Source organism: Collimonas sp. NPDC087041, assembly GCF_044745265.1.
In the GTDB taxonomy this organism is placed as follows: Bacteria; Pseudomonadota; Gammaproteobacteria; order Burkholderiales; family Burkholderiaceae_D; genus Collimonas.
The window spans coordinates 230,694-247,032 of sequence record NZ_JBIUZX010000008.1 but is presented as its reverse complement, the minus strand read 5'-3'; the positions used below and the strand labels follow the sequence as shown (position 1 = coordinate 247,032).

At 58.3% G+C, this 16,339-nt stretch carries 12 protein-coding genes; 9 read left to right on the top strand and 3 right to left on the bottom strand.

What is annotated here, in order from left to right:
• Positions 1-456 precede the first annotated feature (456 nt).
• The 3 genes from ACIPF8_RS16480 to ACIPF8_RS16470 form a co-directional block, all read right to left on the bottom strand.
• Positions 457-1,005 (bottom strand): acyloxyacyl hydrolase, encoded by a 549-nt coding sequence (locus tag ACIPF8_RS16480; protein ID WP_400422999.1) that lies wholly within the window; start codon positions 1,003-1,005, stop codon positions 457-459.
• 243 nt (positions 1,006-1,248) lie between these two features.
• On the bottom strand, positions 1,249-2,103 hold the full coding sequence (locus ACIPF8_RS16475) for an SMP-30/gluconolactonase/LRE family protein (protein WP_400422997.1): 855 nt from the start codon (positions 2,101-2,103) through the stop codon (positions 1,249-1,251).
• 141 nt (positions 2,104-2,244) lie between these two features.
• On the bottom strand, positions 2,245-3,438 hold the full coding sequence (locus ACIPF8_RS16470) for a M20 aminoacylase family protein (protein ID WP_400422995.1): 1,194 nt from the start codon (positions 3,436-3,438) through the stop codon (positions 2,245-2,247).
• 152 nt (positions 3,439-3,590) lie between these two features.
• Here ACIPF8_RS16470 and ACIPF8_RS16465 point away from each other — a divergent pair, with 152 nt between their 5' ends.
• The 9 genes from ACIPF8_RS16465 to ACIPF8_RS16425 all read left to right on the top strand — a co-directional run bounded on the left by ACIPF8_RS16465 (position 3,591) and on the right by ACIPF8_RS16425 (position 16,271).
• The gene (locus ACIPF8_RS16465; protein WP_400423028.1) at positions 3,591-5,162 is read left to right on the top strand and encodes an ABC transporter substrate-binding protein; all 1,572 of its coding nucleotides are present in this window, start codon (positions 3,591-3,593) and stop codon (positions 5,160-5,162) included.
• A 58-nt stretch (positions 5,163-5,220) separates the two neighbouring features.
• On the top strand, positions 5,221-6,198 hold the full coding sequence (locus ACIPF8_RS16460; protein ID WP_400422993.1) for an ABC transporter permease: 978 nt from the start codon (positions 5,221-5,223) through the stop codon (positions 6,196-6,198).
• A gap of 1 nt (position 6,199) precedes the next feature.
• On the top strand, positions 6,200-7,105 hold the full coding sequence (locus ACIPF8_RS16455; RefSeq protein WP_400422991.1) for an ABC transporter permease: 906 nt from the start codon (positions 6,200-6,202) through the stop codon (positions 7,103-7,105).
• Positions 7,106-7,132: 27 nt separating this feature from the next.
• Positions 7,133-8,128, top strand: coding sequence for an ABC transporter ATP-binding protein (locus ACIPF8_RS16450; RefSeq protein WP_400422988.1), 996 nt, complete (start codon positions 7,133-7,135; stop codon positions 8,126-8,128).
• 8 nt (positions 8,129-8,136) lie between these two features.
• A complete protein-coding gene (locus tag ACIPF8_RS16445) occupies positions 8,137-9,177 on the top strand; it encodes an ABC transporter ATP-binding protein (protein ID WP_400422986.1) in 1,041 nt (346 codons plus the stop codon).
• A gap of 37 nt (positions 9,178-9,214) precedes the next feature.
• Positions 9,215-10,405 (top strand): acetylornithine deacetylase, encoded by a 1,191-nt coding sequence (gene argE / locus ACIPF8_RS16440; RefSeq protein WP_400422983.1) that lies wholly within the window; start codon positions 9,215-9,217, stop codon positions 10,403-10,405.
• A 78-nt stretch (positions 10,406-10,483) separates the two neighbouring features.
• Complete coding sequence (locus ACIPF8_RS16435) at positions 10,484-12,589, top strand: molybdopterin-dependent oxidoreductase (protein ID WP_400422980.1); 2,106 nt, start codon at positions 10,484-10,486, stop codon at positions 12,587-12,589.
• Positions 12,586-13,638, top strand: coding sequence for an aminopeptidase (locus tag ACIPF8_RS16430; RefSeq protein WP_400422977.1), 1,053 nt, complete (start codon positions 12,586-12,588; stop codon positions 13,636-13,638). The genes ACIPF8_RS16435 and ACIPF8_RS16430 overlap by 4 nt, the downstream gene beginning before the upstream one ends.
• A gap of 23 nt (positions 13,639-13,661) precedes the next feature.
• Positions 13,662-16,271: an alpha/beta fold hydrolase gene (locus tag ACIPF8_RS16425; RefSeq protein WP_400422974.1), complete on the top strand. Its 2,610-nt coding sequence runs from the start codon at positions 13,662-13,664 to the stop codon at positions 16,269-16,271.
• The last annotated feature ends 68 nt before the right edge of the window (positions 16,272-16,339 follow it).

Here is a 16,339-nt window from a genome sequence, read left to right as displayed (position 1 = left end):
ACCGTGAAACGACTTTGCGCCGATGATAGTGCTGCAACCAGTGTGAAAGTAGGTCATCGTCAGGCTTTTATTAGAAAACCCTCTGTGCTTAACCGCACAGAGGGTTTTTGCTTTGCGCGAACACTTTACACATCCTCTCAATATCTCTGCAACACCACATCAACGCGACACCAACGTCACACAACATCCGCTTCAACATCCGCATCAACATCCGCGTGGGCACTCGTGCCCACCCTACGGGAGCAATTCAATGCGAATGCGGCTTGAGCGCGTCGGGAATCTGCGTTGCCGATGCTGAGACGCTGCCAAGAAATACGGAAACTGCGTCTTAAACGTGACGTCGCTCCAATATTCCTCGCAGTACACCCAAAAAAAATATAAAAAAAGCCAGTCAGCTTTCGCGACTGGCTTTCTTGTTTGCGTATTTTGTTTCTACATTTTGATCAGCGATCAAAATTAGAATGGATAAGCTACCCGCAACACGGCGAAGTTCGCGCCGCTATTTGGTTTTTTGATGCCGCCGTTGGAGAAATGTTGCAGCTTGAGGCCGACATCAAGGCCATTGCTGAACACATAACCGGTGCCGATATGGTCGCCAAACTCGAAAGCGGTGGAAAAGCGGCGGCTGTTGTTGTCATACAGGCTAGACATCAAGTGGACGCCGACGCCGGCTTCGCCGTACAAGCCCTTTTTATCGTTGCTCTGGAAGCGGAACACTGGTGTGAAGCCGATATCGGTCAGGTTCTTGGACTGGCCGGGAACATTCTGATATTGGTTTTGACGGAATTCCGCCAGGCTCAAATCCCAGTAGCCGCCGAGTTGGGTGCTGCTGCCTTGCCAGAGTGGCGAATTCCAGTTCCACTGGGCGGCAACCCTGGCCAGTTGGCTCTTGTTGCCAGTACCGAGTTCGAAAGACGCGGAGTCAACGGCGAAGCTGGTTGAGTGCACGCCAGCCAGCAGGCAGGCAACGGCTAGGACTTTGAGTCCGGTTTGTTTTTTTTGCATAGAGGGCTTTCGAGCGTAAGAATATAAAAAAGCGAATGACAAGCTGGTCGTCGCATCACTCCTTTGGCTGCTTGTCACAACGGTTGTCGATTGTTGTTCAATACTCCCCGAACCGACAAGCCGGCGGCGCGCGGCTACAGCCCTAAAGGATAGTCGAAAACCGGGAATACTGCCGAACTACAGCTAAATTGTGTCGTAAAACGAGAACGGCCCGGCTCGCAGAAAGCCGCTTGGCGCGGTGGTTCACGCCAGATAAGCCGGTTCGATTCTGCCTGGAACGTCAACCCGCAATGAAAGCACGCAGCCCGACCAAGGAAATTTCTCAAGCTCGGCGGCGCTTCTTTTTTCGCGCACACTGGTGATGTACAGCGTGCGCAAATCGTCACCGCCAAACGCCATCATGGTAGGACAACGAACGGGGAGAACGACTTCCTGCAGTACCTCACCGGTTGGCGACAGGCGCAGCAATCGGCCGCCCTCGTACATTGCGCACCAGTAGGCATCTTCGCTGTCGACTGCCGCGCCGTCCGGCCGGCCGCCGTAATCGGCGGCGCTCTTGTCCATCGCAAATTGCTTCAGTACGCGACCATTGCTGATTGTCCCGCTGGCCAAATCAAAATCGTAGCTGCTGATGCGATGGGCGGTGGTGTCGCTATGGTAGAGCGTGCGATTGTCGCCGCTGAAGCCGAGACCGTTCGATACCGTGACGGGATTGCCGGCAGCGCGCACGACACCATGCTCGACCGCGTACAGTTGGGCGCCGGCGTGATCGCGTGGCTCGTAGATGGTGCCGGCCCAGAAACGGCCGGCGGCGTCGCAGCGGCCGTCGTTGAAACGGGTGGTTGCCGTGTCGTACGGCGCGTCAGCAATGCGGCTCAGTTTGCCGCTTATCGTGTCCAGGTGCGCCACGCCGCTCCGCATGGCGACGATCAGGCCGCCGTCGGCGCTGCGGCCGATGCATCCCGGTTCAGCGTCTAGTTGCCACATGTTGTGACTACCGTCGGCTGGACGCAGCCGATGCACTTGCATGGCCGAGATGTCGACCCAATACAGTGCGGATTCTTCGGGATGCCAGAGCGGGCATTCGCCCAGCTGCATGGGAATATCGTATGCGACTTCGATTGGTGTCATGGGATGGGGGAATCAGTGTGATGGATCGTACAACGGCCACCATTGTGCAAAGATCGGTGGCCGACAGGTATTACTGTGCTTGCTTGCCCGGACACGCCGGGCAAGAAATCATTTGTTCTTCAAGTAGGCCTCGGCCAAATTGACCCAGTAACTCGCACCGATCGGCAGCAAGTCGTCGTTGAAGTCGTAGCTGCCGTTATGCAGGTTGCATGGACCCAGGCCGTGACCGCCGGCGCGATGATCGCCGTCGCCATTGCCAATAAACACATAGCAACCTGGCTTGTTTTCCAGCATGAAGGCGAAGTCTTCGGCGCCCATGGTCGGCTCGACCTGTGCATTGACGTTGTCGGCGCCCACCATGGCCTGCAGCACTTCGACCGCAAAAGCAGTTTCCTTGGCGTGATTGACCAGTGGCGGATAATTGCGATGGAAGCGGAATTCCACCTCGGCGTCGAAGGCGGCGGCGGTGTGTTGCGCAATTTCGCGCATGCGTGTTTCGATGGTGTCCAGGACAGCTACCGAGAATGTGCGCACGGTGCCGATCAAGGTTGCTTCATCCGGGATCACGTTGGTGGCGCTGCCGCTGTGGATCTGCGTTACTGACAAGACCGCTGGATCATTCGGATTGATATTGCGCGACACGACGGTCTGCCAGCTTTGCGCGATCTGCACCGCCACCATGACCGGATCGATGCTCTTGTGCGGCTGCGCTGCATGCGAGCCCTTGCCTTTGACGATCACTTCGAACTCGTTACTGGAGGCCATCATCGGACCCGGCTTCACGCCGAAACTGCCGGCTGCCGCACCAGGCCAGTTATGCATGCCGAACACCGCTTCCATCGGGCATTTCTCGAACAAGCCGTCGTCAATCATGCGCTGGGCGCCGCGGCCGCCTTCTTCCGCCGGCTGGAAAATCAGGTACACGGTACCGTCGAAATTGCGGTGTTGGGCCAGGTGATGTGCCGCTCCAAGCAGCATGGCGGTGTGGCCGTCGTGCCCACAAGCGTGCATCTTGCCCTGATGTTGGGAGGCGTGGGCGAAAGTATTCAATTCTTGCATCGGCAAGGCGTCCATGTCGGCGCGCAAGCCAATGGCACGGTCGCTGTTGCCGTTTTTCACGATGCCGACCACGCCGGTGACGCCCAGGCCGCGCAGGATCGGGATCTGCCATTCGGTGAGTTTGCGGGCAACCACATCGGAAGTCCGCTGTTCTTCGTAACTGAGTTCCGGATGCGCATGCAGATCGCGTCGGATGGCTTGTAGCTCGGCCTGGAAGCCGATGATGGGATCGATCAAATTCATATTTTGCTCCTGATATTTCCTGATATCGATGGCACGCCTTTTGCCTACAAAATGGTTAGTGGCGTAACGTCCAGTTTCTGTATATTACGCCTACACGGTCCGTCGGTGTTCACTCACAGGAGAGCATTATGCGTCTGATGTCATGGCCAGCTATGGGATTGCGTGTATTACAGATGGTTTTCTGCCTGGCGCTGTTTGCGCCGATCCTGCCGCCCGCTGCGGCGCAGGAGTTCAAACTGGCGATGAGTTCCCCGCCGACTTCGATGGACCCGCACTTCTACAATCTTTTTCCAAATATCAACGTTTCCGACCATATCTTCGAGCAACTGGTGGCGATGGATGCCGACAGCCACATCATTCCCAAGCTGGCGGAATCGTGGAAACTGGTGAACGACCTGACGTGGGAGTTCAAGCTGCGCAAGGGCGTCAAGTTCCACGATGGCAGCGAGATGACGGCAGAAGACGTGGCCTGGTCGTTGGACCGGCCGGCGACGATCGTCGGTAGCCCCGGCAAATTCGATACCTATACCAAGGCAATCGTCAGCAAAAAAATTATCGATCCGTACACGATACAACTGACCACCAAAGAGCCGTATCCATTGCTGCTGGCCGATCTGACATCAATTTATATCGTTTCCAAAAAAGCTACGCAGGGCATCAGCAGCGACGATTTTTCCAGCGGCAAGGGGATGGTTGGTACAGGGCCGTTCAAGTTCGTCAAATTTCAGCGCGATGACCGTGTCGAGCTGGAGAGGAATAATGATTACTGGGGCAAGAAACCGGCCTGGAGCAAAGTCACGTTGCGTTTCATTCCCAACGATGCGACTCGGCTGGCGGCGTTGCTGGCCGGCGATGTGCAGGCAATCGAAAACGTGCCGACACCGGATCTGGCGAAGGTACGGGCCGACAAGAACCTGAGTTTTTACTCCAAGGTATCGCACCGCGTCATCTATCTGTATCCCGACACGCGTCGCGAAAAATCGCCATTCGTCACCGACAAGGACGGCAAGCCGCTCGACAAGAATCCGCTGATGGATGTGCGCGTGCGCCGCGCGCTGTCGATCGCCATCAATCGCGATGCGATCCGCGATCGTGTCATGGAGGGCTTGTCGGAACCCACCGTCAACCTGGTGCCGGCGGCGCTGTTCGGTCATAACCCGAACCTCAAACCGCCCAAGTACGATCCTGAAGCGGCGAAGAAATTATTGGCTGAAGCCGGCTATCCGAATGGTTTCGGCCTGACCCTGCACACGCCGAATAACCGCTATATCAACGACGAAAAAATTGCCCAGACGATTGCCCAGATGTGGTCGCGCATCGGCGTAACCACCAAGGTTGAGGGCGCGCCGATGTCGGTATATGCGGCGCGCGGCGCCAAGGGCGAGTATTCGATCGGCCTGCTGGGCTGGGGCGCGCAGACCGGCGAAGTCTCATCGCCGTTGCGGGCGATGGTGGCTTGCGACAATCCGGCGAAAGGGATGGGCGCGGTAAACTGGCTTAAATACTGCAATCAGAACATGGATGCCGTGTTGTTCAAGGCCATGACCACGGTCGACGACAAGGAGCGTTCCGCTTTGCTGCAACAGGCTACGGCGATGGTCATCGATGACGGTGGCGTGATCCCGATTCACCAGCAAGTGACCACATGGGCCACAAAAAAAGGTATCGTATATATCCCGCGTACCGATGAGCGTACCCACGCTTACGGTTTCTATCCGCAATAAAGTGGTCGCGGACATCCGCTCGCCGATCATGGAGAGCGGATTTTTTATGGATTAATCGATGCTGGCTTTTATTATTCGCCGCCTGTTGCAAAGCGTTGCCGTGCTGTTGGTCATGTCGCTACTGGTATTCATCGGGGTATATGCGATCGGCAATCCGGTCGACGTGCTGATCAGCCCTGATGCCGACCAGATCGAGCGCGCCAAGGTGATCATCGCCTTTGGCCTCGACAAGCCGTTGTGGCTGCAGTATTTCATCTTTCTGAAGAACGCGATGATGGGCGACATGGGCCGTTCGTTCGCTTATTCGACACCGGCGCTGGCGTTGATTTTCGAGCGCATGCCGGCCACGCTGGAATTGTCGTCGGCGGCGATTCTACTGTCTATCGTGCTGGGACTGCCACTTGGCCTGATTGCCGGCCTGCGGCCCAATGGCGTGACCGGCAAGAGCATTATGGCTATATCGATACTCGGTTTTTCGCTGCCGACTTTTTGGGTCGGCCTGATGCTGATCATGGTGTTCGCGGTGCAACTCGGTTGGCTGCCGACCAGCGGCCGTGGCGAAACCGAATTGCTGTTCGGCTTACCGGTCAGCTTCCTCAGCTGGGACGGCTTGAAGCATTTGCTGATGCCGGCATTCAACCTGGCCTTGTTCAACATCGCGCTGGTGATCCGCCTGACGCGGTCCGGCGCGCAAGAAGCGCTGATGCAAGACTATGTCAAATTCGCTCGCGCCAAGGGATTGCGCAACAGCCGCATCATCGGCGTGCACGTGCTGAAAAATATTCTGATACCGATCGTCACCGTGATTGCGCTGCAGTTCGGCTCGATCATCGCTTTTTCGATCGTCACCGAAACCGTATTTGCGTGGCCTGGCATGGGCAAGTTGATCATCGATTCGATCCGTGTACTGGACCGGCCGGTAATCGTCGCTTACCTGCTGCTGATCGTCACTATTTTCATCGTGATCAACCTGGTGGTGGACCTGCTGTATTCGGCGCTAGATCCGCGCGTACGTCTGGCAGAAAGCAAAGGCTGAAATGGAATTGACGCAAACATTCATGAATGCAGAGACGCCGTGGCGGCGTTTCGTGGGGAATTTTTTCGGCAGCAAAATTGCGACTGTCGGCTTCATCTTGCTGGTGTTGATTGTGCTGGCAGCGGTCTTCGCGCCGATCATCTCGCCGCAGAATCCGTATGACCTGGCCAAGCTTGACGTGATGGATTCGCGGCTGGAGCCAGGCAAGACCTCGATTGATGGCAGCATGACTTATCTGCTTGGCACCGACGATCAAGGCCGCGACATGTTGTCAGCGATCTTGTATGGAATCCGCATATCGGTGATGGTCGGCGTGGTCAGCACTGTCATCGCACTGTCGCTTGGCTTGAGCTTGGGATTGCTGGCAGGTTATGCCGGCGGCCGCACTGAAGCCTTCATCATGCGCGTGGCGGATATCCAGTTGTCGTTTCCGCCGATCCTGATCGCGTTGATTTTATTGGCGCTGACCGGGCGTGGTGTCGACAAGATCATCATCGCGCTGGTGGCAGTGCAGTGGGCCTATTACGCGCGCACCACGCGCAGCGCGGCGCTGGTGGAGCGCAAGAAGGAATATATCGAAGCTGCCACTGCGCTTGGCTTGTCGCCGTTGCGCATCATGTTCCGGCATCTGCTGCCGAACTGCCTGCCGCCGTTGATCGTGATCGCCGCATTGCAGGTGGCGTCAGCGATCTCGCTGGAAGCGACCTTGTCGTTTCTCGGCCTTGGATTGCCGATTACCGAGCCATCGCTTGGCTTGTTGATTGCCAACGGGTTTCAATATCTGCTGTCGGGGAAATACTGGATCAGCGTGTTCCCGGGCATCGCTCTGCTGGTGACCGTGGTGACCATCAACCTGGTGGCCGATCAGTTGCGCGATGTCCTCAACCCGCGTTTGCAAACGCAGTAGACATCGGATGAAAGTGGACAACATCGAATGAGTACACCAAGCACAGCGACCCTGGTCGTCAATAATCTGCAGACTCAATTTACCACCCGGGCAGGGCTGGTGAAGGCGGTCGACCAGGTATCGTTTTCGATCAAGCGCGGCGAAATCATGGGGCTGGTCGGCGAATCCGGATCAGGCAAGTCGATGACCGGTTATTCGATCATGGGCTTGATCGATCCCCCGGGGAAAATCGTTGGCGGCGAAATCCTGTTGCATGGAAGCGATCTGCGCAGCTTGCCTGCGGAGGCGATGCGCAAGATTCGCGGCAACCGCATCGCCATGATTTTCCAGGATCCGATGATGACCCTGAACCCGGTCTTGCGCATCGATACGCAAATGGTGGAAGCGGTGCGGGCGCATCAGGATGTCAGCCGGATGGTGGCGCATGAAATGGCGCGCGAAGCGCTGGTGCGGGTCGGTATTCCATCGCCGGATGAGCGCCTGCTCGCATATCCACACCAGTTTTCCGGTGGCATGCGGCAGCGCGTTGCGATTGCGATTGCCTTGCTGAACAAGCCGGACCTGATCATCTGCGATGAACCGACTACCGCGCTGGACGTGACGATACAGGGACAAATTTTGTATGAAATGCAGAAGCTATGCCGCGAGTCCGGCACGGCGCTGATCTGGATCACGCATGATTTGTCGGTGGTGGCCGGATTGGCCGATACGGTTTCGGTGATGTATGCCGGCCGTATCGTTGAAAGCGGCACGGTGCAACAGGTGCTGGAGCAGCCGCGCCATCCGTACACACATGGTTTGATCGCCTCGGCGCCGTCGCGCAATCCACGCGGCCAGCCGTTGCAGCAGATTCCCGGCATGACGCCGTCGCTGCTGAATCTGCCGCAAGGCTGTGCGTTCCGTACGCGCTGCGCCTACGCCAGCGCCGAGTGCGAACACACGCCCGAACTGCGCGCGGTGGAGCAGCGCATGCTGCGTTGCTATCACCCTTTGCACGAACGTGTCGCGGAGGCGGTGCAATGAGCCAGGCGATGAACGAGAACATTGCGGACGCGGTGGATGCGGCTCCGGCAACTGCACTACTTGAGTTGAAGGCAGTCAGCAAGCGCTTCGTCAAGACGCTGGACAGTGCGGCGCGTATCGCCAATGTATTCGGCGCAGGCATGCAGCAAGAAGTGGTGCATGCGGTTGATGAGGTGAGCTTGCGCGTTGAGCGCGGCGAGGTGGTCGGCCTGGTTGGCGAATCTGGTTGCGGCAAGTCGACGCTGGGGCGGATGGCGGTTGGGCTGCATAGTTTGAGCGCCGGCGCGCGTTATTGGAAAGGCGAACAGCTGGAACAACTGGATGTTGCGGCAAGACGCAAAAAACAGTTGGCGATCCAGATGATTTTCCAGGATCCGTATGCGTCGCTGAATCCGCGCATGCGGGTGCAGGACATCGTTGGCGAGGCGCCGCTGGTGCATGGCATGGTCGATGCCGCATACCAGCGCGAATATGTGGAAAGCCTGCTGCAACGAGTCGGGCTCGATGGCGCCATGCTGCGTCGTTTTCCGCATCAGTTTTCCGGCGGCCAGCGGGCGCGGGTGGGCATCGCCCGCGCGCTTGCAGTCAAGCCGGAATTCCTGGTGTGCGACGAGGCAGTGGCAGCGTTGGATGTGTCGATCCAGGCACAGGTGCTGAACTTGTTCATCAAATTGCGCGACGAACTTGATTTGACTTACTTGTTCATTAGTCATGATCTGGGCGTGGTCCGACATTTGTCGGACCGAGTGGTTATCATGTACCTGGGCCGGATTGTCGAATCGGCCTCGACGGATACCGTGTTTGCGCGCGCCAACCATCCTTACACGCAGGCATTGCTGGCGTCGGCGCCGAAACTGGAAGTGCGCAGGACAGAATTCTTTGCGGTGAAGGGAGAGATTCCGTCGCCGTTGCATCCGCCGAGCGGCTGCCATTTTCATCCGCGTTGCCCGCATGCGATGGAGCGCTGCAAAACCGAGAAACCGGAGCTGAAGGAAATCAGCCCCAAGCATTTTTCTGCCTGCCACTTGAACGATACGGCAGGTGCGTAGGTGTCGAATGGCACCTGGATATCATGAGGACAGCAATATGAGCAGCACAACTCACACCGATTTGACGCCATCCGCCGAAGTCATGGCGATGATCGAACGCCTGATTGCGTTCCAGACCGTCTCGCGCGATTCCAACCTGGGATTGATCGAATGGACGCGCGACTATCTGGCCGGTCTTGGCGTTTCATCGCGCCTCACCTATGACGCGACAGGCAAGAAAGCCAATCTGTTTGCGACCTTGGGCGAGGGGCCGAAGCCGGGCCTGATCCTGTCCGGCCATACCGACGTGGTGCCGGTCGACGGCCAGGCGTGGGATACCGATCCGTTCCAGGCGACCATCAAGGATGGCTTGCTGTACGGCCGTGGCTCGGCCGACATGAAGAGTTATATCGCCACTGCATTGGCCTTGGCGCCGCAATTCCTGGCCGCAAAAATGGATGCGCCTTTGCACTTTGCGCTGTCGTACGACGAAGAGGTCGGCTGTATCGGCGTGCAGGGCTTGATCAAGGATTTGCAGGAACTGGGATTGAAGCCAGCCGGCTGCATTGTCGGTGAGCCGACTTCGATGCAGCCGATCATCGCGCACAAGGGTACGCATCGTTTCCGCTGCTGCATCCGTGGTCGCGAGGCACATTCCAGCTACACCACGATGGGCGTCAACTCGATCGAATACGCGGCGCGCATCATTGTCTATATCCGGCAGATGGCAGATCGCTTCGCACAGCTGGAAACCCGTGATTACGGCTTCACCGTTCCCTACACCACGATGCAGACCGGTTTGATAAAGGGCGGGCTGGCATCCAACATCGTGCCCAAGGATTGCAAATTCGAGTTCGAAGCGCGCACCATGCCTGGCGTCGATGTCGAAAAGCTATATCGGGAAATCCAGGATTTCGCCGCGACGCTATTGCCGGAAATGCAGCGGGTTGAACCGAATGCGGCGATCGATTTCGAGTGGCTGGCTTCGGCGCCGGGGTTGAACATGCAACCGGACGCTGCGGTGGTGCAGTTAGCCGCGGCGCTGGCGCGCAACAAGAATCATGGCGCAGTGTCATATGGCACCGAGGCCGGCCTGTTCCAGCGCGCCGGTATCCCGACCGTGATATGCGGCCCGGGCAGCATTGAGCAGGCACATCGCCCCAATGAATTCGTGGCTCTGGAGCAGTTGGCGCAATGCGAAGCGTTCATGCTGCGCCTGATGGATCCGGAGATGCGCCTGCGCGGCTAACCACGCTGGAGTAAATGCATCAGGGCGCTCCGGATTTTGCTACAGTAGCGTATTGAAGCATCCTGGCTTGATGACATTATGACTACTTCCACCGTTCGTGCCGCTTGCCCGCACGATTGTCCCGATACCTGTGCGCTGCTGGTGACGGTCACCGACGGTGTCGCCACCGAAGTGCGTGGCGATCCCGACCATCCGACTACCGCCGGCGTGCTGTGCACCAAGGTCTCGCGCTATACCGAACGCACCTATCACAAGGATCGGCTGCTACATCCGCTGAAGCGCGTCGGTAAAAAGGGTGAGGGCAAGTTTGAGCAGATCAGTTGGGACGAGGCAATCGCCATCATCGCCGAACGGCTGGGCGACATCGCCGCACGTAATCCACAAGCGATTCTTCCGTATAGCTACGCCGGCACCATGGGACTGGTACAGGGCGAATCGATGTCGATGCGCTTTTTCAACCGCATCGGCGCTTCGCTGCTGGATCGCACGATTTGCGCATCTGCCGGCGGCACCGGCTACAAATATACGATAGGCGCGCGCATTGGCACCGACCTGGAACAGTTCCAGAACGCCAAGCTGATCCTGATCTGGGGCGGCAATCCGATCGCGTCGAATCTGCATTTCTGGATGCGCGCGCAGGAAGCCAAGCGCAACGGCGCCAAGCTGATCGCGATCGATCCTTACCGCTCGCTGACCGCGGATAAATGCCATCAGCATATCGCGCTGTTGCCGGGCACAGACTCGGCGCTGGCCTTGGGCATGATGCATGTCCTGATTGCCGAAGACTTGCTGGATCATGACTACATTGCGCAGCACACGCTGGGCTTTGAGCAGTTGAAGCAACGCGTGCAGGAATGGACCCCGCACAAGACTGCCGAAGTGTGCGGCATCAGCGCTGAGGAAGTGCTGGAGCTGGCGCGCGCCTATGGCAGCGCTGCGCGGCGCGGCGAAGCGGCGGCGATTCGCGTCAATTACGGTTTGCAACGGGTGCATGGTGGTGGCATGGCAGTGCGCAATATCACCTGCCTGCCGGCGCTGGTCGGCGCCTGGCGCCATGCTGCCGGCGGCGTGCAGCTGTCGTCATCGGACAGCTTCCCGAAAAACAACCAGGCTTTGCAGCGCCCCGATTTCCTGATCCGCAACGGCGTGGCGCCGCGCACCATCAACATGAGCACCATCGGCGACGATTTGCTGCGCGAATCATCTGCCGAGTTCGGCCCAAAGATCGAGGCCTTGATCGTGTACAACTCGAACCCGGTGGCGATAGCGCCGGAATCCGGCGTGGTCGCCCAAGGCTTCGCGCGCGAAGACCTGTTCACCGTGGTGCTGGAGCACTTCCAGACGGATACCGCCGACTATGCCGACATCGTGCTGCCGGCAACAACGCAGCTGGAACATGTCGACGCCCATTCGGCCTACGGCCACTTGTACATGCTGGCCAACAATGCAGCCATTACGCCGCTTGGCGAAGCCAAACCGAATACGGAAATCTTCCGTCTGCTGGCGGCACGCATGGGCTTTGACGATGCCTGCTTCCGCGAGAGCGACGATGAAATTGCTGCACAGGCGTTCGATCGGAGCAACCTGCGTGCAGTCCATTTCGATTGGGATTCGCTGAAGCAAAAAGGCTGGCAAAAACTGAACACCCCGGATGCGCCATTCGCCAATGGCGGGTTCCCGACGCCGTCGGGGAAATGCGAGTTCTTCAGCGCACAGATGCAGAAGGATGGACTTGATCCGCTGCCGACTTATATTGCACCGTATGAATCGCGTGTCAGTAATCCGCAGTTGGCCAGCAAATATCCGCTGGCGATGATTTCTCCGCCGGCGCGTAATTTCCTCAACTCCAGTTTCGTCAATGTCAAAAGCCTGCGCGATACCGAAGGCGAACCGCATCTCGATATGCATCCGGCAGATGCCGCGCAACGTGGCGTAGTCAGCGGCGATACCGTGCGCATCTACAACGACCGCGGCAGTTTCAACGCCAAGCTGAGGGTGACTGACAAGGCGCGCATCGGCCTGGTGGTCGGCTTGTCTATCTGGTGGAAAAAAATGGCCAGTGACGGCAAGAATGCCAATGAAGTGACCAGTCAGCGGCTGACCGATATGGGCAGGGCGCCGACCTTCTACGATGTGCTGGTGGAAGTGGAGAAAATGCCAGCCGAGAGTAGCGCCGAAACATGAGCACGCGTCTGCGCCTGGTCCTTTGCCTTGCTTTGCTGGTATCGGGTTGTGCGCAGATTGCTTATTACGGCCAGGCCGCGCACGGCGAATTTTCGTTGCTGGATCGCGCCCATCCGATTGACGATTGGCTGGCCGATCCGGGCGCCGATGCCGGGCTCAAGGCCAAGCTGGCGCGCACCAAGCAAATGCGCCGTTTTGCGATCACCGAACTGGGCCTGCCCGATAATCGCAGCTACACCGAATATGCCGATTTACAGCGGCCATTCGCGCTGTGGAACGTGGTGGCGGCGCCGGCCTTGTCGCTGGAGCCGAAGCAGTGGTGTTTTCCGATTGCCGGCTGTGTTAATTACCGCGGTTATTTCAGCGAAGCCGCTGCACAGAAATTTGCCGCCGGCCTGCGCGAAGAAGGCTATGACGTGCAAGTCAGCGGCGTACCTGCGTACTCGACGCTCGGCTGGTTCAACGATCCATTGCTGTCGACTTTCATCAAATATCCCGATGGCGAACTGGCGCGCCTGATCTTCCACGAATTGGCGCACCAGACGGTGTACGCCAAGGACGATACGCAATTCAACGAGTCGTTCGCCACAACGGTCGAACAGGCCGGCGTCGAGCGCTGGCTGGAAGCGGTCGGCAATCAAAAGACGCGTGACGCCTATGTCCAGTTCGAAGGGCGCAAGGAGGATTTCCTGGCGCTGCTCTTGAAGTGCCGCGAACAGTTGGCGGCCAATTACGCGAGCGATCTCAGCGATGCGCAAAAGCTGCAGCGCAAGGCGGCGATATTTGCCGCCCTGCAGGAAAATTATCAGCAGCTCAAGCTGAAGTGGGGCGGTTACACCGGCTTCGATCGCTGGTTTGCCGAACCGCTGTCGAATGCGCACTTGGCGCTGGTGGCAACCTATTACGATCTGGTGCCTGGCTTCCGCGCTTTGCTGGCGCAACAAAAGACTTTCCCCAGATTTTATGCAGCTGTCGCCAAATTGGCGGCGCTCAGCAAGGACGAAAGACATCGTAAGCTGACTGAACTGGCGAAAAATCAACCTACTTAGGCATCCTTGGTTACAATGTCATAATGACATTTAACGCCGACCTGCACCGCAGTACGCTGAAATTACCCAATCGCCTGGCGCGTAATGGGAGCTATGACGGCACGCTGGAAATGAGTGTGCTCGATGCCGGCCCCGAATACGGGCGCGGACCGCGCAACCAGCAGCCAACCATGGTGTTCATCCATGGCTTCGGCGGCCGCGCAGCCTACTGGGAATTCCAGCTGGAGCAATTCCAGATTGATTACCGGGTGATTGCGCTCGATCTGCGCGGCCATGGCTACACCGATGCGCCGACGGAAGCGGAAGGCGCGCATTACGATGTGCCGGAACTGGTCGCCGATATCGTCGCTGCGCTCGATCAGTTGGATTTGCCACCGCAATTCATCCTGGTTTGCCATTCATTCGGTGGCGCCCTGTCTTCCTACTTCCTCAAGCATTTCCCGGAACGCGTTTCGGCGCTGGTCGTGATCGCGTCGGCAGCACGTTTTCGCCTGCGCCTGGCCGGCCGGATGCTGCTGCGCATGCCGCCGCCTGTGTTCGATCTGGCGCGCCGCATCATGCCCTATCTCGGCATCAATGCAGCACGCATCTATCCGCCGTCGCACGTGGTGTACCTGCAAAACAAAAATGCATTGCTGCCGTGGGACGGTCGCGAATATCTGCGCGCGATCAATGTGCCGACGCTGGTGATCCTTGGGCACCGCGACATCCTGTTCGATGAAGAAGCCTACAAGGAAGTGGCGCACCTGATTCCCGGTGCGGAAGAAGTGGTGGTGCCGGTGTCGGCGCATCAGGTGATGGTGGAGCGGCCGGATGCCGTCAATCGCGCCATCGAACGTTTCCTGCAGATGCAATCCGATCCGCTGCTACTGGCTGAGCGGCGCGCGCAACAGAAAACGGAACGACGCGCCGCGCGCAAGCAGCTCGAGGCCGAGCGGCCATGGCTGAAATTCTACGATTCCCGCACGCCATATCGCATCAAGTTACCGACTGTGCCGTTGCCGCGTTTGCTGGAAGGCACCGCCCGGCGTTTTGGCAAGACCACGGCATTGTCGTATGGTGGCGGCAAGATCAACTGGCGTGAACTGGATCGGCAAGCTAATCGTTTCGCACACGGCTTGATCAACATGCGCATCAAGCCAGGCGAGCGAGTACTGCTTGCCTTGCCGAACATCCCGTCTCTGGTGATCGCCTATTTCGGCGTACTGAAGGCCGGCGGCGTTGCCGTGTTGAGCGATGCGGCGACGTCGCCGGAGGTGCTGCTGACCCGGATTGCAGATGCTGCTGCAGTGGTGCTGATCACCACCACCAACCGCTACGACGAGTTGCGTGACGAACTGCAAACCGATCCGCGCGCGGCCGGTTTGCGGCGCGTGATATTTGCCTCGATGATCGATCATCTGGGCTGGCGCGAGAAGTTGAAGTTCGCGTTGCTGCATCACGTCCAGGAAGGACATTGGCTGCCATGGTTCCGCCAGGATTCGCAGCATCGTCGGCAAGAGCGGCGCTATTTGAAGTTCAAGCAGGTGCTGGGACGCGGCAACAACTATGCGCCGGAGGTGGCACAGGACGTTGCCGATATCGCCGTGGTGGCGTACACCTATGGAACCACAGGGACAGCGCTGCCGGTGGCGCTGTCGCATCGCAACCTGGCGGCCAATGCGTTGCAGCTGCGTCACTGGTTGCCGGAATCGCGACCCGGCGATGAACGTTTCCTGGCACAGCAGCCGCTGACCAGTGCTTACGGCTTGACCGGCTTGCTGCATCTTGGCGTCTATCTCGGCGCGACCCTGATCCTGTTGCCGGGCGCCGAGCTGGAGCCGCTGCTGAAGACTGTCAGGAAAATGCGGCCGACCTATTTCCCGACCACGCCGCGCATGGTGCGCGAGCTGGCGCATACCGCCGGCGTGCGGCGTTACGGCCTGGCTTCGATCCGGGTTTGCGCGGTCAGCGGTTCGCCGCTGGCGCAGGAAATCCGCGAGGAGTTCGAAAAGCTGACGCGCGGCCGCCTGGTTGAAGCCTATGGTTTGACCGAAGCATCGCCTGCGGTATTGGCGATGCCGCTATCGGCGCGGCCACATCCTGGCGTGGTCGGCGTGCCGCTGCCGGACACTGAAGTGAAAGTTGTCGATCTGGATAATGACGCCGATCTGCCGCCCGATACGCTGGGCGAGCTGTGGGTGCGCGGACCGCAACTGTTTGCCGGCTACGACCACGCGCACGCCAGTTTGCCGGCGCACGGCGTGACCGCCTTGAATCTGATTGCCAAAAAAATAAGCAAGGAACGCTTGCACGATGGTTGGTTCGCCACCGGCGATGTCGCCAGTATCGATGAAGACGGTTTTGTTTCGATTATCGACCGGAAGAGTAATATGTTGATACGGGGTGGCCAGCGTGTGTTCCCGCGGCAGATCGAGGAAGTTTTGTTCGAACATCCGGCGGTGGCGGTGGTGCACGTCAAGTGGAGTCCCGACGACGAAGGCGTGAACCACTTGCGCGCCGAGGTTTTGCTGCATCACAACATGAAGGTGAGCGTCGAAGAATTGCTCAAATACGCATCAAAACGCTTGCATGCCGACGCTTTGCCCGATAGCATCGCGATAGAACAAAAAAATACAACCGTGCTTTTTTAGCGGACCCAGTTGTTATCCCCCTATCGGCGTGTTTTTCCTCTCTCGAAGTGGAACAAGCCAAGAAACAA